General features: G+C 70.1%; 24 protein-coding genes. 14 read left to right on the top strand and 10 right to left on the bottom strand.

All coding sequences use genetic code 11. From position 1 onward, the window contains the following. From ACWEIJ_RS29240 to ACWEIJ_RS29225, 4 genes are read right to left on the bottom strand one after another with little or no spacing between them, the layout of a single operon-like run. The gene (locus tag ACWEIJ_RS29240; RefSeq protein ID WP_449840453.1) at window positions 1-843 is read right to left on the bottom strand and encodes an ABC transporter permease; all 843 of its coding nucleotides are present in this window, start codon (window positions 841-843) and stop codon (window positions 1-3) included. After that, on the bottom strand, window positions 840-1,643 hold the full coding sequence (locus ACWEIJ_RS29235) for an ABC transporter ATP-binding protein (protein WP_449840452.1): 804 nt from the start codon (window positions 1,641-1,643) through the stop codon (window positions 840-842). Before ACWEIJ_RS29235 ends, ACWEIJ_RS29240 begins: the two co-directional genes overlap by 4 nt. After that, entirely contained in the window at window positions 1,640-2,638 is a 999-nt protein-coding gene (locus ACWEIJ_RS29230; protein ID WP_449840451.1) for an ABC transporter substrate-binding protein, read from the bottom strand. Before ACWEIJ_RS29230 ends, ACWEIJ_RS29235 begins: the two co-directional genes overlap by 4 nt. A gap of 42 nt (window positions 2,639-2,680) precedes the next feature. Next, window positions 2,681-2,764, bottom strand: coding sequence for a putative leader peptide (locus ACWEIJ_RS29225; RefSeq protein ID WP_449840552.1), 84 nt, complete (start codon window positions 2,762-2,764; stop codon window positions 2,681-2,683). Between the two features lie 188 nt (window positions 2,765-2,952). Here ACWEIJ_RS29225 and ACWEIJ_RS29220 point away from each other — a divergent pair, with 188 nt between their 5' ends. Continuing rightward, entirely contained in the window at window positions 2,953-3,870 is a 918-nt protein-coding gene (locus ACWEIJ_RS29220; protein ID WP_449840450.1) for a TauD/TfdA dioxygenase family protein, read from the top strand. Between the two features lie 46 nt (window positions 3,871-3,916). Here ACWEIJ_RS29220 and ACWEIJ_RS29215 read toward each other — a convergent pair whose 3' ends face one another. Further along, window positions 3,917-4,663 carry an SDR family oxidoreductase gene (locus tag ACWEIJ_RS29215; RefSeq protein ID WP_449840449.1) on the bottom strand — a complete coding sequence of 249 codons (747 nt, stop codon included), beginning with the start codon at window positions 4,661-4,663 and terminating at the stop codon, window positions 3,917-3,919. 80 nt (window positions 4,664-4,743) lie between these two features. Then, on the bottom strand, window positions 4,744-5,610 hold the full coding sequence (locus ACWEIJ_RS29210) for an RNA polymerase sigma-70 factor (RefSeq protein ID WP_449840448.1): 867 nt from the start codon (window positions 5,608-5,610) through the stop codon (window positions 4,744-4,746). A gap of 124 nt (window positions 5,611-5,734) precedes the next feature. Here ACWEIJ_RS29210 and ACWEIJ_RS29205 point away from each other — a divergent pair, with 124 nt between their 5' ends. Continuing rightward, on the top strand, window positions 5,735-6,241 hold the full coding sequence (locus tag ACWEIJ_RS29205; RefSeq protein WP_449840447.1) for a DinB family protein: 507 nt from the start codon (window positions 5,735-5,737) through the stop codon (window positions 6,239-6,241). Here the strand turns inward: ACWEIJ_RS29205 and ACWEIJ_RS29200 are convergent. Together ACWEIJ_RS29200 and ACWEIJ_RS29195 are read right to left on the bottom strand one after the other, a co-directional pair. Continuing rightward, window positions 6,228-7,541: an NAD(P)/FAD-dependent oxidoreductase gene (locus tag ACWEIJ_RS29200; RefSeq protein ID WP_449840446.1), complete on the bottom strand. Its 1,314-nt coding sequence runs from the start codon at window positions 7,539-7,541 to the stop codon at window positions 6,228-6,230. The genes ACWEIJ_RS29205 and ACWEIJ_RS29200 overlap by 14 nt on opposite strands. A gap of 16 nt (window positions 7,542-7,557) precedes the next feature. Then, complete coding sequence (locus ACWEIJ_RS29195; RefSeq protein ID WP_449840445.1) at window positions 7,558-8,325, bottom strand: IclR family transcriptional regulator domain-containing protein; 768 nt, start codon at window positions 8,323-8,325, stop codon at window positions 7,558-7,560. 89 nt (window positions 8,326-8,414) lie between these two features. Between ACWEIJ_RS29195 and pcaD the strand changes: the two genes are divergently transcribed. The 6 genes from pcaD (at window position 8,415) to ACWEIJ_RS29165 (ending at window position 12,572) form a co-directional block, all read left to right on the top strand. Continuing rightward, window positions 8,415-9,197, top strand: coding sequence for a 3-oxoadipate enol-lactonase (pcaD, locus tag ACWEIJ_RS29190; RefSeq protein WP_449840444.1), 783 nt, complete (start codon window positions 8,415-8,417; stop codon window positions 9,195-9,197). Then, window positions 9,190-10,314 carry an acetyl-CoA C-acetyltransferase gene (locus ACWEIJ_RS29185; RefSeq protein ID WP_449840443.1) on the top strand — a complete coding sequence of 375 codons (1,125 nt, stop codon included), beginning with the start codon at window positions 9,190-9,192 and terminating at the stop codon, window positions 10,312-10,314. The genes pcaD and ACWEIJ_RS29185 overlap by 8 nt, the downstream gene beginning before the upstream one ends. Next, on the top strand, window positions 10,311-11,069 hold the full coding sequence (locus tag ACWEIJ_RS29180) for a CoA transferase subunit A (RefSeq protein WP_449840442.1): 759 nt from the start codon (window positions 10,311-10,313) through the stop codon (window positions 11,067-11,069). The genes ACWEIJ_RS29185 and ACWEIJ_RS29180 overlap by 4 nt, the downstream gene beginning before the upstream one ends. Beyond that, on the top strand, window positions 11,056-11,682 hold the full coding sequence (locus ACWEIJ_RS29175) for a CoA transferase subunit B (RefSeq protein ID WP_449840441.1): 627 nt from the start codon (window positions 11,056-11,058) through the stop codon (window positions 11,680-11,682). The genes ACWEIJ_RS29180 and ACWEIJ_RS29175 overlap by 14 nt, the downstream gene beginning before the upstream one ends. Window positions 11,683-11,709: 27 nt before the next feature. Next, window positions 11,710-12,123, top strand: coding sequence for a hypothetical protein (locus ACWEIJ_RS29170; RefSeq protein ID WP_449840440.1), 414 nt, complete (start codon window positions 11,710-11,712; stop codon window positions 12,121-12,123). Window positions 12,124-12,218: 95 nt separating this feature from the next. Continuing rightward, window positions 12,219-12,572 (top strand): hypothetical protein, encoded by a 354-nt coding sequence (locus ACWEIJ_RS29165; RefSeq protein WP_449840439.1) that lies wholly within the window; start codon window positions 12,219-12,221, stop codon window positions 12,570-12,572. On the opposite strand, the gene ACWEIJ_RS29160 is transcribed toward ACWEIJ_RS29165, so the two are convergent. Continuing rightward, window positions 12,569-12,946 (bottom strand): VOC family protein, encoded by a 378-nt coding sequence (locus ACWEIJ_RS29160; protein ID WP_449840438.1) that lies wholly within the window; start codon window positions 12,944-12,946, stop codon window positions 12,569-12,571. The genes ACWEIJ_RS29165 and ACWEIJ_RS29160 overlap by 4 nt on opposite strands. 105 nt (window positions 12,947-13,051) lie before the next feature. Between ACWEIJ_RS29160 and ACWEIJ_RS29155 the strand changes: the two genes are divergently transcribed. The 4 genes from ACWEIJ_RS29155 (at window position 13,052) to ACWEIJ_RS29140 (ending at window position 15,786) form a co-directional block, all read left to right on the top strand. Then, window positions 13,052-13,423, top strand: coding sequence for a YciI family protein (locus ACWEIJ_RS29155; RefSeq protein ID WP_449840437.1), 372 nt, complete (start codon window positions 13,052-13,054; stop codon window positions 13,421-13,423). After that, window positions 13,420-14,610: an RNA polymerase sigma factor gene (locus ACWEIJ_RS29150; protein WP_449840436.1), complete on the top strand. Its 1,191-nt coding sequence runs from the start codon at window positions 13,420-13,422 to the stop codon at window positions 14,608-14,610. The genes ACWEIJ_RS29155 and ACWEIJ_RS29150 overlap by 4 nt, the downstream gene beginning before the upstream one ends. 67 nt (window positions 14,611-14,677) lie before the next feature. After that, window positions 14,678-15,013, top strand: a complete 336-nt coding sequence (locus ACWEIJ_RS29145; protein WP_449840435.1) for a VOC family protein — start codon at window positions 14,678-14,680, stop codon at window positions 15,011-15,013. A 92-nt stretch (window positions 15,014-15,105) separates the two neighbouring features. Then, the gene (locus tag ACWEIJ_RS29140) at window positions 15,106-15,786 is read left to right on the top strand and encodes a DUF4328 domain-containing protein (RefSeq protein ID WP_449840434.1); all 681 of its coding nucleotides are present in this window, start codon (window positions 15,106-15,108) and stop codon (window positions 15,784-15,786) included. Here the strand turns inward: ACWEIJ_RS29140 and ACWEIJ_RS29135 are convergent. Beyond that, window positions 15,780-16,157: a winged helix-turn-helix transcriptional regulator gene (locus tag ACWEIJ_RS29135; protein WP_449840433.1), complete on the bottom strand. Its 378-nt coding sequence runs from the start codon at window positions 16,155-16,157 to the stop codon at window positions 15,780-15,782. The two genes, ACWEIJ_RS29140 and ACWEIJ_RS29135, sit on opposite strands and share 7 nt — an antisense overlap. A 74-nt stretch (window positions 16,158-16,231) precedes the next feature. On the opposite strand from ACWEIJ_RS29135, the gene ACWEIJ_RS29130 reads away from it, so the two are divergent. Further along, window positions 16,232-16,618, top strand: coding sequence for a RidA family protein (locus ACWEIJ_RS29130; protein ID WP_449840432.1), 387 nt, complete (start codon window positions 16,232-16,234; stop codon window positions 16,616-16,618). A 55-nt stretch (window positions 16,619-16,673) separates the two neighbouring features. Further along, complete coding sequence (locus tag ACWEIJ_RS29125) at window positions 16,674-17,096, top strand: hypothetical protein (RefSeq protein WP_449840431.1); 423 nt, start codon at window positions 16,674-16,676, stop codon at window positions 17,094-17,096. The last annotated feature ends 3 nt before the right edge of the window (window positions 17,097-17,099 follow it).

Genomic DNA, 17,099 nt, shown 5'->3' with positions numbered 1-17,099 from the left:
TCAGCCTCCCACCGGAACGCGCCACGACGTGAAGCGGCGTTCCACGCTGACCAGCACCTGGTTGAACAGCACCCCGATCGCGGAGATCGTGATGATGCCCGCGTACATCTGCGGGATGGCGAAGTTGTACTGCGAGGCGTTGATCAGGTAGCCCAGGCCGGCCTTCGCCCCGACCATCTCCGCGGCCACCAGCACCAGGATCGACACGGCGCCGGCCAGCCGGATGCCGGTGAACACCGTCGGCACCGCGGCAGGCAGGATCACCTTCTGGAACAACCGGAACCCGCTCAGGTTCATCGACTTCGCGAGGCGCAGCAACGTCGGGTCGACCCCGCCGACCGCGCTGATCGTGTTCAGCAGGATCGGCCAGGTGCAGGCGTAGAAGACGATCGCGATCTTCGACGTCTCGCCGATGCCCAGCAGCAGCACGAAGACCGGCAGCAGCGCCAGAGCGGCGGTGTTGCGGAACACCTCCAGCAGCGGGCTCAGCAGCGTGGACACCGGCTTGTACCAGCCGATCAGCAACCCGAGCGGAACCGCGCCCGCCACCGCGAACCCGAAGCCGGCGAGCGACCGGGCCAGCGACGCCCGCGTGTTCTCCAGCAGGTTGCCGCTCACCAGCAGGTCCCACCACGCGCCCAGCACCGCGGAGAACGACGGCAGGAACGTGGCGTCGACCAGGCCCAGCCGGGGCGCGACCTCCCACACCACCAGCAACACCACCACGGCGATGCTCTTGCCCACCCCGGTCAGCACCGCGTCCAGCACCCGCCGAGTCCGTCGTGGACGGACAACGGCCGGTGCGACCCGGGCCGCGGGACGGGATTCCAGCAGTGCGGTCATGCCCCCACCACCTCCTTCTCCTGTTGCTGTGCGCGGGAGACTTCGTCGTGCAGCAGATCCCAGATGCGGTGCCGGTAGCGGGCGAACTCGGCGCTGGACCTGGGGTCGTCCGAAGCGGTGCGATCACCGAGGTCGACCGCCACGACCTCCTTGACCCGGCCCGGCCGCGACGTCAGCACGGCCACGCGCTGCCCGAGCAGCACGGCCTCGTCGATGGCGTGCGTGATGAAGACGACCGTCTTGCCGGTGCGCTGCCAGATGCGCAGCAGCTCGTCCTGCAACGACTCCCGCGTCTGGGCGTCGAGCGCGGCGAACGGCTCGTCCATCAGCAGGACGGCCGGGTCGTAGGCGAGGCTGCGGGCGATCGCGACCCGCTGGCGCATCCCGCCGGACAGCTGGTGCGGGTGCCGGTCCTCGAACCCGTCGAGCCCCACCAGGTTCAGGAACTCCCGCGCCCGCGCGGCCCGTTGCCTGCGCGGCACGCCCGTGGCTTCGAGGCCGAACTCGACGTTGCCCAGAGCGGTCCGCCACGGCAGCAGCGCGTACTGCTGGAACACGATGCCGCGGTCCAGTCCCGGCCCGGTGATCGGCCGCCCGTCCAGCAGGATCTCGCCCGCGGACGGCGAGGTGAGACCGCCGAGCAGGTCGAGCAACGTCGACTTGCCGCAACCGCTCGGGCCGACGAGCACCAGGAACTCGCCGCGCGCGACGTCGAGGTCGATGCCGTCGACGGCGGTGAACTCGGTGCCCTTGACCGGGAACCGCTTGGTGACATCGCGGAAGCTGATGTGCGGGCTCATTTCGCGAGCTCGTTGTACTCGTTGGTGTAGAGGCCGGAGAGCTCGACCTGACCGGGCTTGATCTCACCGCGGTCGGCCAGCCAGTCGATCCAGACCTGCAGCTCCTCGTCGAGGATCTTGCCGCCCTTCTCCGCGACACCCGTGGACTTCCAGTACTTGAGCGCGCCGGGGTCCTCGTTGCGGCCGCGCTTGGTGAGGATGTCGACCTTGCGCGCGACCACCTGCTCACGGGGCGTGGTGCGGCTCCACTCGATCGCCTTGGCGACACCGGACACGAACGTGCGCACGGTGTTCGGGTTGTCGCGCAGGAACTTCTCGGTGAACACGTACGTGCCCGCGGTGAACGCGCCGAGCAGGTCGAAGTCCGAGAACAGCTTGCGCACCCCGCCCTTCTCCAGCGCCTTGTCCCGCAGGATGCCGCCGAGCACGCCGACCTCGATCTGCTTCTGCCGCACCGCCTGCTCGGTGTTGACCGGCGGCACGACCGTCGCCTCGACCTTCTTGATCTCGTCCTGGCTCAGCCCGTTGCGCTTGAGGTAGATGCCCAGCATGGCCTCGTGGTGCGCGCCGAGGGTGTTCATGCCGACCTTCTTGCCGATCAGGTCGCGCGCGGTCCTGATGGGACTGTCGTCCAGCACGTAGAAGCCGCTGTAGGCCTGCTCGTCGGTGCCGTAGTAACCGATCACCGACCTGATCGGGGCACCGGCGGACTTGAGCTTCACGACCGCGCCGTTGAACGCGCCGCCGAAGTCGACCTGACCGGTCGCGGCGGACTGGATGTCCTGCGGGCCGCTGATCGTGTTGCCGACCCAGTCGAGCTTCACGTCGCCGAGGTAGCCGAGGTCGGCGGCGAGCTCGGGCAGCGTCACGTCACCCGCCCAGCCCTGGTAGCGCAACGTCTTGGTCTCCTGGCCCGCACCGGCCGCCGGCGCGCAGGCGGCAGCGGTGAGGCCGAGAAGTGTGAGTCCGAGGAAGTTCCGTCGTGTGGTGGTCACGGCCGATTCCTTTGCTGAACGGGGAATTGACGGGTCTGGGGTTCAGCGGCAGGCACGACAGAACGCGCTGGCGTGCCGTCGGAGGTCGACGTGCCGGCGCGAGGTGAGAAAGGCGGCTTGGCTCACGGCGCAGAGCGTCACATCCGCTCCGAGCAGGGTCAACGACGCGATCGGACGTCCCACATGGTGAAGAAGCCCTGGACACCGAGGTTTAACTTTCCCGCCGGAAATAAGTCGTCCGCAGGGTGGGACGAACTTATTTTTGTTGCACGCAAAGTAGATCCGGCCGCCACAGGCCGCGCATGGTTGAGGACATGACAGCGCAACTCACCAGAACGATCACCGTCCACCGGCTGGGAGCGCACATCGGCGCGCGCATCGACGGCGTCGAGCTCTCCGGCGACCTGCCCGCGGACACCGTGGCCGAGATCAGGGCCGCGTTGCTGGCGCACAAGGTGGTGTTCTTCTCCGGTCAGCAGCACCTCGACGACGCCGGGCAGCTCGCGTTCGCCCGCCTGCTCGGCCAGCCGACGCTGGCGCACCCGACCGTCCGGGGCCAGGAGCACGAGAACGTGCTGGCCATCGACTCCGAGCACGGCAAGGCCAACAGCTGGCACACCGACGTGACGTTCGTCGACCGGGTGCCCGCGATCAGCATCCTGCGCGCGATCGTGCTGCCCCCGTACGGCGGCAGCACGGTGTGGGCCAACACCGCGCAGGCCTACGCCGACCTGCCGGAGGCGTTGCGCGCGCTGGTCGACCGGCTGTGGGCCGTGCACACCAACCTCTACGACTACGCGGGCCACGTGGACTCGACCCGCATCGGCGGCATCGACGTCAAGGAGCAGTCCTACCGCGACGAGTTCCGCTCGCACGTGTTCGAGACCGAACACCCGCTGGTCCGCGTGCACCCCGAGACCGGCGAACGCGCGTTGCTGCTGGGCCACTTCGTGAAGCGGATCGTCGGGGTGACGCCGGCCGAGTCGCAGGCGATCTTCGGACTGCTCCAGCAGCGGATCATCAAGCTGGAGAACACGGTGCGCTGGCAGTGGTCCGACGGCGACATCGCGATCTGGGACAACCGCGCCACCCAGCACTACGGCGTCGCCGACTACGACGACCAGCGCCGCCGGCTGCACCGGGTCACCATCGCCGGTGACGTCCCGGTCAGCGTCGAGGGCGTGGCCAGCACACCGGTCAGCGGGGACGCCGCCCACTTCTCCGCGCTGTGACGGGCAGAGCGGTGGACGGGCTCAGCAGCCCGTCCACCGTGGACTTTCAGTTGCCGGCCGCCAGCCAGGCCTGCAGGCTGGTCGGCTGCAGCTGAGCGCCTTCGTTCGGCACGAGCTGCCTGCCCGTCAGGAACGTGCCGAAGTACTGGGCCTTCGGGTCGCCGACGACCTCGCGCGGGTCGTTGCGCTGGGCCAGCACCGTGCGCACCCAGCCGTCGAGCGTGAGCTCCTCCGGGCCGCCGATCTCCTGCACGCCGTTGATCGGAGCGCTCGCCGCCGTCCTGGCGACCACGGCGGCCACTTCGGCGGCCGCGATGGGCTGCACGCCACCGTGCGGCAGGTGCACGACACCGTCGACGGTCGCGGAGTCCGCGATCGCGCCGGCGAACTCGAAGAACTGGGTCGCGCGGATGATCGAGTACGGCAGGCCGGAGGAGGTGATCAGCTTCTCCTGCGCCACCTTCGCGCGCAGGTAGCCGGAGTCGGGCAGCTCGTCGGTGCCGACGATGGACAGCGCGACGTAGTGGCCGACGCCGGCCTCCTGGGCGGCCTTGGTCAGGTTCGTGGTGGCGGTGGTGAAGAAGTTCATGACGTCGTCGTCGGCGAACGACGGCGAGTTCGACACGTCGACCAGCACGTCGGCGTCCTGCAGAACCTCCTTCACGCCCTCACCGGTCACCGTGTTCACGCCGCTGTTCGGCGACGCGGGCACGGCGTCGTGGCCGTGCTCACCGAGCCGCTTCACGACCTGGCTGCCGATCAACCCGGTGCCCCCGATGACAACGATCCTCATGATTGCAGTCCCTCTCGCGAGCCCGTCCCGTGCGGGCGTTCACCAGCTAGGACAGGACAGCCCGCGCGGTTGTGACAGGCTCACCGGAACGCGGCGAGCTTCTCCGGGTTGACCAGCCACAACACCTGGTCGATGCCTTCCGCGGAGACCGTCACGGTGATCACCGCGTAGGTGCTGTCGTCCTTGCGCAACCGGACGGCGCTCTCGCCGTTCGCCTCCACGTAGTCGACCTGCGCGCCGGCCCAGAAGCCAGGCGCCCACGCCGCGAAGATCTTCGCCAACGTGGCGGCGCCGAACAACGGCCGGCCGGCGGCCCGCACGGCACCGTTGCTGTCGGAGTAGCTGACCACGTCCTGCGCGAACAGCTTCTCCAGTCCGGCCAGGTCACCTGCCTGCGCGGCCGCCACGAACGCCTCCAGGAGCCTGCGCTGCTCGGCGCGTTCGACGGGCACCCCGCGCTCGTCGGCGAGGTGCTTGCGCGCCCGGCTGACCAGCTGCCGCGCCGCGACCTCGCTGGTCCGCACGATGTCGGCGATCTCCCGGTACGGGTAGTCGAACGCCTCGCGCAGCACGTACGCGGCCCGCTCGGTCGGCGTGAGCTTCTCCAGCAGCATCAGCACGGCGAGCTCCAGCACCGCGCCCTGCTCGGCGCCCAGCTGCGGGTCGGCCGCCGTGTCCACCGGCTCCGGCAGCCACGGCCCGACGTAGGTCTCGCGGCGGGCCCGCGCGGTCTGCGACTCGTTGATCGCGAGCCGGGTGATCGCCGTCGCGAGGTACGCCTCGGGGTTGAGCACCGACGCGCGGTCGGCGAGCTGCCAGCGCAGCCAGACCTCCTGCACCAGGTCCTCGGCGTCGGCGACGCTGCCGGTCATGCGGTACGCGATGCCGAACAGCCGCGGCCGGGCGGCCGCGAACGCCGACTCGGCCTCGTCGAGCCGCTGGGACATCGGCCACCCCTCTCCTCACGGCCACCGTAGCGCAGGGTTCACCGCCACCGGACACGTCGGCCACCGCACCGGCCACATAGGACGATCGGCCGCCCGCTGCCGCTGGTGGTGGAAGACTGGGCCGGTGAACACCGAACGACCGAGCCCTCCAGTCCAGGGCGACGAGCGCGAGACCCTGCGCGCCTTCCTCGACTTCCACCGCGCCACCCTCGCGATGAAGTGCGACGGCCTGTCCGACGAGGACCTGCGCCGCCGCTCGATGCCCCCGTCCACGCTGACGCTGCTCGGCCTGGTCCGGCACATGGCGGAGGTGGAGCGCACGTGGTTCCGCAAGGTCATCAACGGCGAGGACATCCCGCTGGTGTGGTCGGACGCCAACGACTACCAGGTGGCCTACGACGCCTCGAACTCGACGCGCGGTGAGGCGTTCGCCGCCTGGCAGAACGAGGTCGAGCACGCGCGAAAGATCGAGCGCGAGGCCGAGTCGCTCGACGTGACGGGCTACCAGCCGCGGTGGGAGGAGCACGTGTCGTTGCGGCTGGTCATGCACCACCTGTGCCACGAGTACGCACGGCACAACGGCCACGCGGACTTCCTGCGCGAGGGCATCGACGGCGTCACGGGGGCGTGACGCCGGCCGCGGCGGGCGGCAGGTCGGCCTGCGCGAGCGTGATGCCGCGGTCCGGCACCACGCCGAAGTGGGTGATCTGCCGTCCCGCGCCCAGCTCGGTGACCCAGTTCGCCGCCGTCCGGAACCGCCCGTACGGCAGGTCCATCAGGTGGTAGCCGCGGGTCACGGCCTTCGCGAGCAGGCTGGTCAGCGGCACGCCCAGCGGGTTCGCGACCGCCTGCCAGCCGCCGAGGTCGACCACGAAGCCCAGATCCCTGTGCCGGTACTCGCGGGCCGTGCCGTGGCCGAGCGAAGCCGCGATGTTGATCGCCGCGACCCGGCCCTGGCGTTCGGCGTGCTGGGCGGTCATCGCGGTGATCTCGCCGGGACGCACCAGGTCCGGCACCGCGGCCGCGTCCCCGGCGGCCCACACGTCGTCGCACACCCGCAACGACGCGTCGGTGTTGATCCGGCCGTTGGTCGTGGGCATGTGCAACGTGCCGACCAGCGGGTCCGGCCGCACGCCGACGCACCACACCACCGTGCGGGTCTGGATCTCGGTGCCGTCGGAGAGCCGCGCGCAGGTGTCGGTCATCTCCTGGAGGCTGGTTTCCAGCCTGACCTCGGCACCGCGCCTGAGCAGCACCTTCTTCGTGGGTCCGGACAGCCGCGGGTCGAGGCCGGGCAGCACGCGCGGGGCGATGTCGACGAGGATCCAGCGCGGCTTCACGTCGCGAAGTCCCGGCAGGTGCCGCCACGCGTCCTGGGTCAGCAGCTGCGTCTGGGCGAGCACCTCCGTGCCCGTGTAGCCGGCGCCCACCACCACGAACGTGCACCGCGCGCGGCGTTCCTCCGGGTCGTCGGACTGGTCGGCGAGTTCGAGCTGGCGCAGCACGTGATCGCGCAGGTGGATGGCCTCGGCGACGGTCCGGAAACCCTTGGCGTGCTCGGCGACGCCCAGAATCGACAGCAGCCGGGTGACGCTGCCGGACGTGATCAGCAACCGGTCGTAGGACAGCGAGCTCGACCGGCCTTCGACGTCCACGACCTGCACGCACTTCTCGTCCAACGAGATGCCGGTCGCCGCGCCGAGCACGAGCCCGGTGCGCTTCAAGGTGTTCCGCAACGGCACGGCGACCCGGCGCGGATCGAGCACGCCGCCCGCGACCTCCGGCAACAGCGGGATGTAGAGCATGTAGTCCGACGGGTTGACGGCGACCAGTTCGGCCGCGTCCTCGGGGAGCTCGCGTTCGAGCTTGCGCAGACAGTGGAAACCGGCGAACCCGGTACCGATCACCAGGACCCTCGGCCGAGCGGACATCCGTCCTCCTCAGGCTTCAGCGGTTCTTGTGGCCCAGATCGGCGCTGATCCGTTCCGCTGTGTCGAGCAGCAATGGCACCACATCACGCCGGATCGCCTCAACCGATGACCGTCCTACGGAGGTGGACGACGCGAGCGCGGCCACCACCTCGCCGGTGCTGTCGCGGACGGGCGCGGACACCGAGAGCAGGCCGATCTCCAGCTCCTCCGCCACGATCGACCACCCGTCCGCGCGGACCTGCCGCAGGACGTCGCGCAACGCGCCGGCGTCGGTGACCGTGTGCTTCGTCAGCGCGGGCAGGCCGCCGGCGACGATCTCGTCCACGACCACGTCCGGTGCCCACGCGAGCAGGACCCGTCCCATCGACGACGCGAACGCCGGGATCCGGGTGCCGATCGACACGTTGATGCTCATGATCCGCCGCACCGGCACGCGCGCGACGTAGACGGCGTCCCGCCCGTCGAGCGCCGCCAGCGACGCCGACTCACCGGTCTGCACGGACAGGTCCAGCAGGTGCGGTTGCGCGATCTCGATCATCGCGTTGGACGCCGAGTAGTGCTGCCCGATGCTCAGCACGCGCGGCGTCAGCGACCACCGGCTGCCGGCGTTCCGCACGTACCCGAGTCGTTGCAGCGTGAGCAGGATCCGGCGAACGGCGGGGCGGGACAGACCGGTGGCGGCGGCCAGCTCCGCGAGGTTCGGGGTGACCCGGTCCTCGTCGAACGCGAGCAGCACGGCGAACCCGCGCTCGATGCTCTGGACGAAGTCGCGCTCGTCCGTCATCACCCGTCCTCCCGGTTGACAGTTCAACGAAGCACGGTGCACCCTCGATGTAACCGCAAAGCGTACGTGCTGTACGCACAGCGTACAAGATGGGAGCAGCAGTGATCCCGCACCACGTCATCGACGGCCCCGAGGACGCCGAGGTCCTCGTGCTCGGGCCGTCGATCGGCACCTCGCTGGGCCTCTTCGACGCCCAGGTCGCCGGGCTCGCCGATCGCTGGCGGATCGTCCGGTTCGACCTGCGCGGCCACGGCCGTTCCGCCGCGCCTCCCGGCCCGTACTCGATCGCCGAGCTGGCCGCCGACGTCGTCGAGCTGCTCGACTCACTCGGTGTCGACCGGTGCCACTACCTGGGCGTTTCGCTCGGTGGCGCGATCGGTCAGTGGCTCGGCCTGCACCACGCCGAGCGCCTGCTGACGTTGACGATCTGCGCCTCGGCCGCCCAGTTCGCCGACCCGCCGCAGTGGCCGGCACGGGCGGCGGCGGTCCGCGAGAGCGGCACCGGGGCGATGGTGCCGTCGCGGCTCGGCACCTGGTACACGCGGGAGTTCGCCGCGGCCGAACCCGAGGAGGCCGAGCGCCTGCTCGGCATGCTGCGCGCCACCTCGGCGGAGGGGTACGCGGGCTGCTGCGAGGCGATCGGCACGTTCGACACGCGCGCCGCACTGGGCGACATCACCGTGCCGACGCTGGTGCTCGCGGGCGCCGACGACCCTGCGACCCCGCCCAGCACGGTGCGGGTCATCGCGGACGGCATCCCCGGCGCGCGGTTCGAGGTCGTGCCGGACGCCGCGCACCTGCTCACCGCCGAGCAGCCCTCGGCCGTGAACGCCCTGGTCGCCGACCACCTGACGAGGAGAGTTCATGCGTGACGCCGTCATCTGCGAGCCCATCCGCACCCCGGTGGGCCGCTACAACGGTGCGATCAAGGAGCGCACGGCCCAGGAGCTCGGCGCAATCGTCGTCGCGGAGCTGATGCGCCGGACAGAGCTCGATCCGTCCGATGTGGACGATCTGGTGCTCGGGCACTGCTACCCCACCATGGACGCGCCGGCGATCGGCCGGGTCGTCGCCCTGGACGCGGGACTGGGCGTCGGCGTGCCCGGTGTGCAGCTGGACCGCCGGTGCGGTTCCGGACTGCAGGCCGTGATCAACGCGGCGATGGCCGTGCGGACCGGCGCGCAGGACCTCGTGCTCGCGGGTGGCGTGGAGAGCATGTCGAACGCCGGCACGGACGCGTTGGCGCGCGGGCGGGTGACGGCCGGTGGCGTGCGCTTCCCGGTGCCGGGCGGAATGCTGGAGACCGCGGAGAACCTCCGCCGCGAGTACGGGATCGCGCGGGCGGAGCAGGACGAGCTGGCGTTGCGCAGCCACGAACGCGCGGTCGCCGCCCAGGTTTCCGGCCGGTTCGCGGACGAGCTGGTCCCGGTCGGCGACTTCGTGGCGGACGAACACCCGCGGCCGGGTTCGACGCTGGAGAAGCTGGCGTCGTTGAAGACCGTCATGGACGTCGAGGGCGCCACGGTCACGGCGGGCAACGCGAGCGGGCAGAACGACGGCGCGGCGATCTGCGTCGTCACGCATCCCGCGAAGGCCGCCGAGCTGGGCCTGCGCCCGTTGGCACGCCTGGTGTCGTGGGCCTCGGCCGGCGTCGAGCCGGCGCGGATGGGGATCGGGCCGGTGCCGTCGTCCGCACGGGCGTTGGGTATCGCCGGTCTGAAGCTCGACGACATGGACCTGATCGAGCTCAACGAGGCGTTCGCCGCGCAGGTGCTGGCGGTGACCCGCGAGTGGGGGCTGACGGACTTCGAACGGCTCAACGTCAACGGTTCCGGCATCGCGCTCGGGCATCCCGTCGGGGCGACGGGGGCGCGGATCCTCGCGACGATGCTGCGCGAGCTGGAGCGCCGCGACGGGCGGTACGCGCTGGAAACGATGTGCATCGGCGGCGGGCAGGGGCTCGCGGCGGTCTTCGAGAGGGTGTCATGAACAAGATCGTGACCTCAGCGGCGGAAGCCGTGTCCGATGTGGACGACGGCGCCACCATCGCGGTCGGCGGGTTCGGGCTGTGCGGCGTGCCGAAGGTGCTCATCAACGCGTTGTACGACAAGGGCGTCGGCTCGCTCGGCATCGTGTCGAACAACTGCGGTGCGATGGAGCAGGGCCTCGCCGTGCTGCTGTCCGCCGGCCGGATCGCCCGCGTCACCGGCTCGTACATCGGTCAGAACAAGGAGTTCGCCCGCCAGTACCTCGCGGGTGAGATCGAGGTCGAGCTGATCCCCCAGGGCACGCTGGCGGAACGGCTGCGCGCGGGCGGCACCGGCATCCCCGCCTTCTACACGCCCGCGGGCGTCGGCACGCTGGTCGCGGACGGCGGCCTGCCGTGGCGCTACCACCCCGACGGCACGGTGGCGATCGCCTCCCCGGCCAAGGAGGTGCGCGAGTTCGACGGTCGCGAGTACGTGCTGGAGCACAGCATCCGCACCGACTTCGCGCTGGTGCGGGCGGCGAAGGCGGACCGGTTCGGCAACCTGGTGTTCGCGAAGTCGGCCCGCAACTTCAACCCGCTCGCCGCGATGGCCGGCCGGGTCGCGATCGCCGAGGCCGAGGAGCTCGTGGACGCCATCGACCCCGACGAGGTGCACCTGCCCGGCATCTTCGTGCAGCGGGTCGTGCCGCTGACGCCGGAGCAGGTTTCCGACAAGAGCGTGGAGTTCAGGACGGTGCGCCATGTGGAGTCGTGACGAGATGGCCGCCCGCGCGGCCCAGGAGCTGCGCGACGGCGAGTACGTCAACCTCGGCATCGGCGTGCCGACGCTGATCCCGAACCACCTCCCGCCCGGCGTCGAGGTGGTGCTGGAGTCGGAGAACGGCATCCTCGGCGTGGGCCCCTACCCCGCTGACGACGACGTCGACCCCGACCTGATCAACGCGGGCAAGGAGACCGTCACCGTCCTGCCGGGCGCGTCGTTCTTCGACTCGGCGCTGTCGTTCGGCATGATCCGCGGCGGCCACGTCGACGTCGCCGTGCTCGGCGCGATGCAGGTGTCGGCCCGCGGCGACCTCGCGAACTGGGCGGTGCCGGGCAAGCTCGTCACCGGCATCGGCGGCGCCATGGACCTCGTGCACGGCGCCCGCCGCGTGATCGTCGTGATGACCCACACCGCCAAGGACGGCACCCCCAAGCTCGTCGACGAGTGCACGCTCCCGTTGACCGGCAAGGCGTGCGTCGACCGCGTGATCACCGACCTGGGTGTGTTCGACGTGACGCCCGAGGGCCTGCGGCTCGTGGAACTGGCGCCGGGCGTGGACTTCGAGAAGGTCCGGGAGAGCACCGGCACGGCGATTAACCGCTGACTAACCGGCTCGCGCCACCGTGGGCACATGCGCAAAGCAATGTTGATCCTGCCCGCGGTGGCGCTGTCGGTGTTCGGCTTCACCAGCACGGCCCAGGCCGAGCAGGCGCCCGGCTGCTCGTCGACCGTGCAGATCGGCTCCACGGGTTACATCAAGAAGGGCCACGACACCATCGCGTCGGTCAAGCAGTTCAAGGGCTGCGGCAGGAACTGGGCCTACACCTACGTGTGGGACTCGTACGCCGTGCAGCCCGGCAGCTTCTACTCCAGCGCCGCGATGGTCGTGAACGGTGACCGCGACTACGGCAGCAACGTCAACGGCACCAACAAGCAGGACGTCTGGTCGAAGGGCACCGACACGCTCACCAAGTGCACGAGGGCGTACGGCGAGGTGTGGGGCGACGGCAACGTCTACTGGGGACAGACCGACGAACGCTGCTGATGTCGAACTTGTTCCGCATCGGTCGGAAAACCGCTCAGGCCGGTCCACCGCGGAACTACCTTTCGACGACGAACCCCGACGAAAGGTGATGATCGATGTCCTTCCTGTGGCCCAGGGCACTGACGGCGGCGGTCGCCACCGCCGCGAGCCTGTTCCTCCCCGGCGTGGCCCACGCGTCCTCGCCCTCCGTGCAGATGGAGGTCTGCAACAACCAGAACTCCGGCTCCCGTCAGTTCGAGCTCACCGGGCTCAACCAGCACGGCGACCGGGTGTCCTCGCCGATCTACTCCATCCAGGGGCGTTCCTGCCGGCTCTTCGCGAACTGGTGGTGGAAGACCGGGCAGACGTTGGAGGCCAGGGCGCGCGGCACGTCGCTGAGCGAAACCGCCACCTACGACATCCCCCAGGGCACCAGGGATGGCTCCTCCCTGCAGTGGTGGGTCAACTAGTAGTTGCTGATCTCGACGAGGTTGCCGTCGGGGTCGCGCACGTAGACGCTCCGGATCGTCCCGACCGCGCCCGTGCGTGCGACCGGCCCCTCGATGATCGCGACGCCGTGCGCGTCCAGCGTCGCGATCACGTCGTCGAGCGGGTCCTCGGTGATGAAGCAGAGGTCGGCGCTCCCGGGAACGGCCTGGCGGGCCCTGGGCTCGAACTCGTGGCCGGCCTCGTGCAGGTTGAGCTTGCTGGAGCCGAACGCGAGCGCCTTGCGGCCGTCACCGAACGTGACCTCCTCCATGCCGAGCACGCCGGCGTAGAAGTCGATCGTCCTCCGCAGGTCGGCGACGGTGAGGACCAGATGGTCGAGCCTGGTGATGCGCATCGCCCCAGTCTGGCGGCACTCGGGCTGCCGTGAGAAACAGTGCGTGCTCGAATGTCGAGTTCCGGACGGACCGTTCGTCCTCGGAACGACGACTGGAGGACACGCATGCACTACATGTTCCTGATCTACAACTGCGAGGACCGCCCGAAGCCCGGCGACCAGCGGTTCGAGGACATCCTCGCGCGGGTCAACGCGTTCGCCGACGAGTGCCGCCGCCGGGGCGCCTTCGTCGCGGGCGACCCGCTCAAGCCGGTCAGCACGGCGACGACCGTGCGGGTGCGCAACGGCAAGGCGATGCTGACCGACGGGCCGTTCGCCGAGACCCACGAGCACCTCGGCGGCTACTACCTGCTCAACTGCCGCGACCTCGACGAGGCGCTGGAGCTGGCCGAGCTCATGCCGCAGGCCCACTTCGGCGCGACGGTCGAGGTGCGGCCGGTCGACCACATCCCCGGCCTGAACCACGGGGTGGCATGAGCGACCTCGCGTCGGCCGCGGTCGAGCAGGTGTACCGCGAGCACCGGAGCAGGATGCTCGCGGCGCTCGTGCGGGCGCTCGGCGACTTCGAGCTGGCCGAGGACGCGTTGCAGGAGGCGTGCTCGCAGGCGTTGCGGAAGTGGCCGCGCACCGAGGTGCCCGGCGACCCGTTCGCGTGGCTGGTCACCGTCGCCCGCAACCACGCGCGCGACCGGCTCCGGCACGCCCAGATGGCCCGCACGAAGCTGCCCGCGCCGCCGGAGCCGGTCACGATGACCGACAAGCAGCTCGCCGACCTGGGCGACGAACGGCTGAGCCTGATCTTCACCTGCTGCCACCCCGCGCTCAACGAGGAGGCACGGGTGGCGCTGACGTTGCAGGCCGTCGCGGGCTTCACGGCGGCTCAGATCGCGCGGACGTTCCTGGTCGCCGAGCCCGCGCTGGCCCAGCGGCTGGTCCGGGCCAAGCGCAAGATCCGCGACGCCGGCATCACCTTCGAGGTCCCCGCCGACCACCTGCTGCCCGAACGGTTGCAGGGCGTGCTCGCGGTGATCTACCTGATCTTCACCAGGGGTTACACGGCCGCGGATGCCGATCTTCGGCAGGAAGCCCTGCGGCTGGGCAAGCTCGTCGCGGCGCTCATGCCCGACGAACCGGAGGCGCACGGGCTGGTCGCGTTGATGCTGCTGCACGACTCGCGCAGCGCCGCCCGCCTCTCCCCCGAAGGCGACCTGGTGCTGCTCGAAGACCAGGACCGCGCGCTCTGGAACACCGGCGAGATCGCCGAGGGCATGACGCTGCTCGACCGCGCGCTGCGGTTCGGCACGCCCGGCCCGTACGTGCTGCACGCCGTGATCGCCGCCCTGCACGTGCAGGACCCGGTCGACTGGCGGCGCGTCGCCGCCCTCTACGCCGAGCTCCTCGCCGTGGCACCGACGCCGGTGGTCGAGCTCAACCACGCCGTCGCCGTCGCGATGGCCGACGGGCCGCAGGCCGGGCTCGACCTGATGGACGGCATCAGCGGCCTGGACGACTACCACCTGCTGCACTCCGCCCGCGCCGACCTGCTGCGCCGCCTGGACCGGCGGGACGAGGCCGTTGCCGCGTACCGGCGCGCCCACGACCTGGCCGCCGGTCCCGCCGACCGCCGGTTCCTCGCCGGACGGCTGAAAGATCTCGGCGGCTGATGTCGAGTTCCGGACCGCTCGCTCGTCCTCAGCTCACCAAGACCACGAACTCGAAGGAGCGATCGAGATGTCCGGACAGGTCAACTGGTTCGAGCTGCCCGCGGAGGACACCGCGCGGGCACGGGCGTTCTTCGCCGGCGTGTTCGGCTGGGAGACGAGCCCGATGGGCGAGGACTACCACGTGATCACCAACGGCGCGGCCGGCGCGATCGCCGCCAAGGACGGCCAGCTCACCCAGCCGCGCATCTACTTCCACACCACCGACATCGACGCGTCGGTGCGCAAGGTCGCCGAGCTCGGCGGCAAGGGCGACGACGTGCAGACCGTGCCGGACGTCGGCCGCATCGCGCACTGCTGGGACGACCAGGGCACGCCGTTCAGCCTCTACGAACCGCGGAGCTGACCGCCGGAGTGGCCCGCCCCACAGCGGGCCGCTCAACATTTCTCCCCCGGACGACGTCTGGTCGCTACAACAACCGATCGACTGGGGGAAACATGGAGCACTTCAGACCCGTGCGCGGGCTCGGTTCGGCGGCGTCGGTCCTCATCTGGATCGTCGCGCTCGGCAACGTCGCCGAGGCGGCGTCCGACTGGCTGACCTACGCCGCCGTCACCGACTACCGCGCGGGTACCGCGTCCAGGGCCGAGCTCGACGCCGTCACGGTGGTCAGGGCGGCCACCGAGCTGCCGCTCACGGTGATCACGCTCGCCGCGATCGTGGTCTTCATCGTGTGGCTGTACCGGGCTCGCCTCAACGCCGAGCGGTTCACCTGGCCCGGCGAACACCGCTACGGCCGCGTCTGGGTGTGGCTGGGCTGGTTCGTGCCGGTCGTGAACCTCTGGTTCCCCAAGCTCGTCGTCGACGACATCTGGCGCGCCTGCGACCCGCAGCTGCAGGGCGTCCCGCTGCGGCAACGGCCGACTCCCGTCGCCACGACGAGGTGGTGGACCGCCTACCTGCTGATGTGGTTCCTCGACTTCTCGTACTTCCACGTCTACCAGAACGGTCAGCTCACCACCGGCTCGTTCCTGGTCGCGGCCGTTCTCACCACCCTGTGCGCGGTCGTCGGCATCGTCGCCGCCGTCCTCGCCGTGCGGGTGGTGCGACGGATCTCGGCGTTCCAGACGGCACCGGCCGGTGATCACCAGGTTCCCGGTGATCACCAGGTTCAGTGACCGAAGCGGCTGCGCGCCTGCTCGATCTCGCTCAGGTAGCGGGTCGTCCAGGCGCACATCGCGTCCACGGTCGCCCGCAACGCCCGGCCCGGTTCGGTGAGCGTGTAGTCGACCCGCGGCGGCACGGTCGGGTGCACGACACGGGTCACCAGCCCGTTGCGCTCCAGCAGCCGCAGGTTCTGGGTCAGCATCTTGTGGCTGATGCCGTCGACCTCGACCTTGAGCTCGGTGAAGCGCTTGGTCGAGTCGCCGATCGTCTCGATGATCAGCAGCGCCCACTTGTTGGCGATGTCGGAGAAGATCTCGCGCGCCAACGAGTCCGCGCGCGCCAGATCGCCGCTGAGCTGCTTGCTCACCTTGAGGTTCCTCACTCACGAAAAAGTGCGTTCTTCCAGTTCAGCCCACACTCTCCTACGGTTACCGAGTAACCACAAGAGAGGAAGTCATGACCGTCACGCTCATCAACCCGGACGGCCTGCCCGCGATCGACGTGTACCACCAGGTGGCCGTCGCGACCGGCACGAAGACGATCTACGTGGCGGGCCAGGTCGCCTGGGACGCGGAGCCGGATCTCGCCCGGCAGACCGAGCAGGCCTACGTCAACGTGCACACCGCGCTCAAGGGTGCCGGCGCGTCGCTGAAGGACCTCGTCAAGGTCACGCTGCACGTCGTGGACTGGACGCCGGACAAGATGCCCGAGCTGCTCAAGGGCATCGAGAACGCCATGGCGGCGCTCGGCGAGACCGCGACGCCGCCCGCCACGCTCATCGGGGTGGCCGCACTGGACGTCCCCGAGCACCTGGTCGAGATCGAGGCGACCGCGGTGATCTGATTTACCGGCGCCTAACCGGCACGACGGAGGCTCCTCGGCGAACGAGAGGAGCACCATGCGCAAGATCCTGGCCGCGGCCGGTGTCGCCGCGGCTGCCGCGACAGTGCTGAGCACCGGCACCGCCCACGCCGAGTCCAACCAGTACTGCAGCAGCGTCACGCAGATCGGGTCGACCGCGTACGCGAAGAACTACGACGAGACCATGGCGTCGGTGAAGCAGTTCAAGGGCTGTGGCAAGAACTTCTCCTACGTCTACGTGTGGGACTCGTGGATCGCGGGCCACGGCAGGGACTTCATCCTCCGCACGAACGTCACCACCACCCGCGACAACAACTCGCACGGCTACAAGACGGGTGCGCGCGGACAGCGGGAGCTGTGGTCCGGTCCGGCGGACACGCTGGACCAGTGCACGCGGGCGCACGGCGAGGTCGACGGCAGCAGCTACTTCCTGTTCGCCAACACCAGCGAGCGCTGCTGAGCG

The sequence above is a fragment of the Lentzea sp. NPDC004789 genome, assembly GCF_053601075.1.
This window is presented reverse-complemented; position numbering and strand designations above follow the sequence as displayed.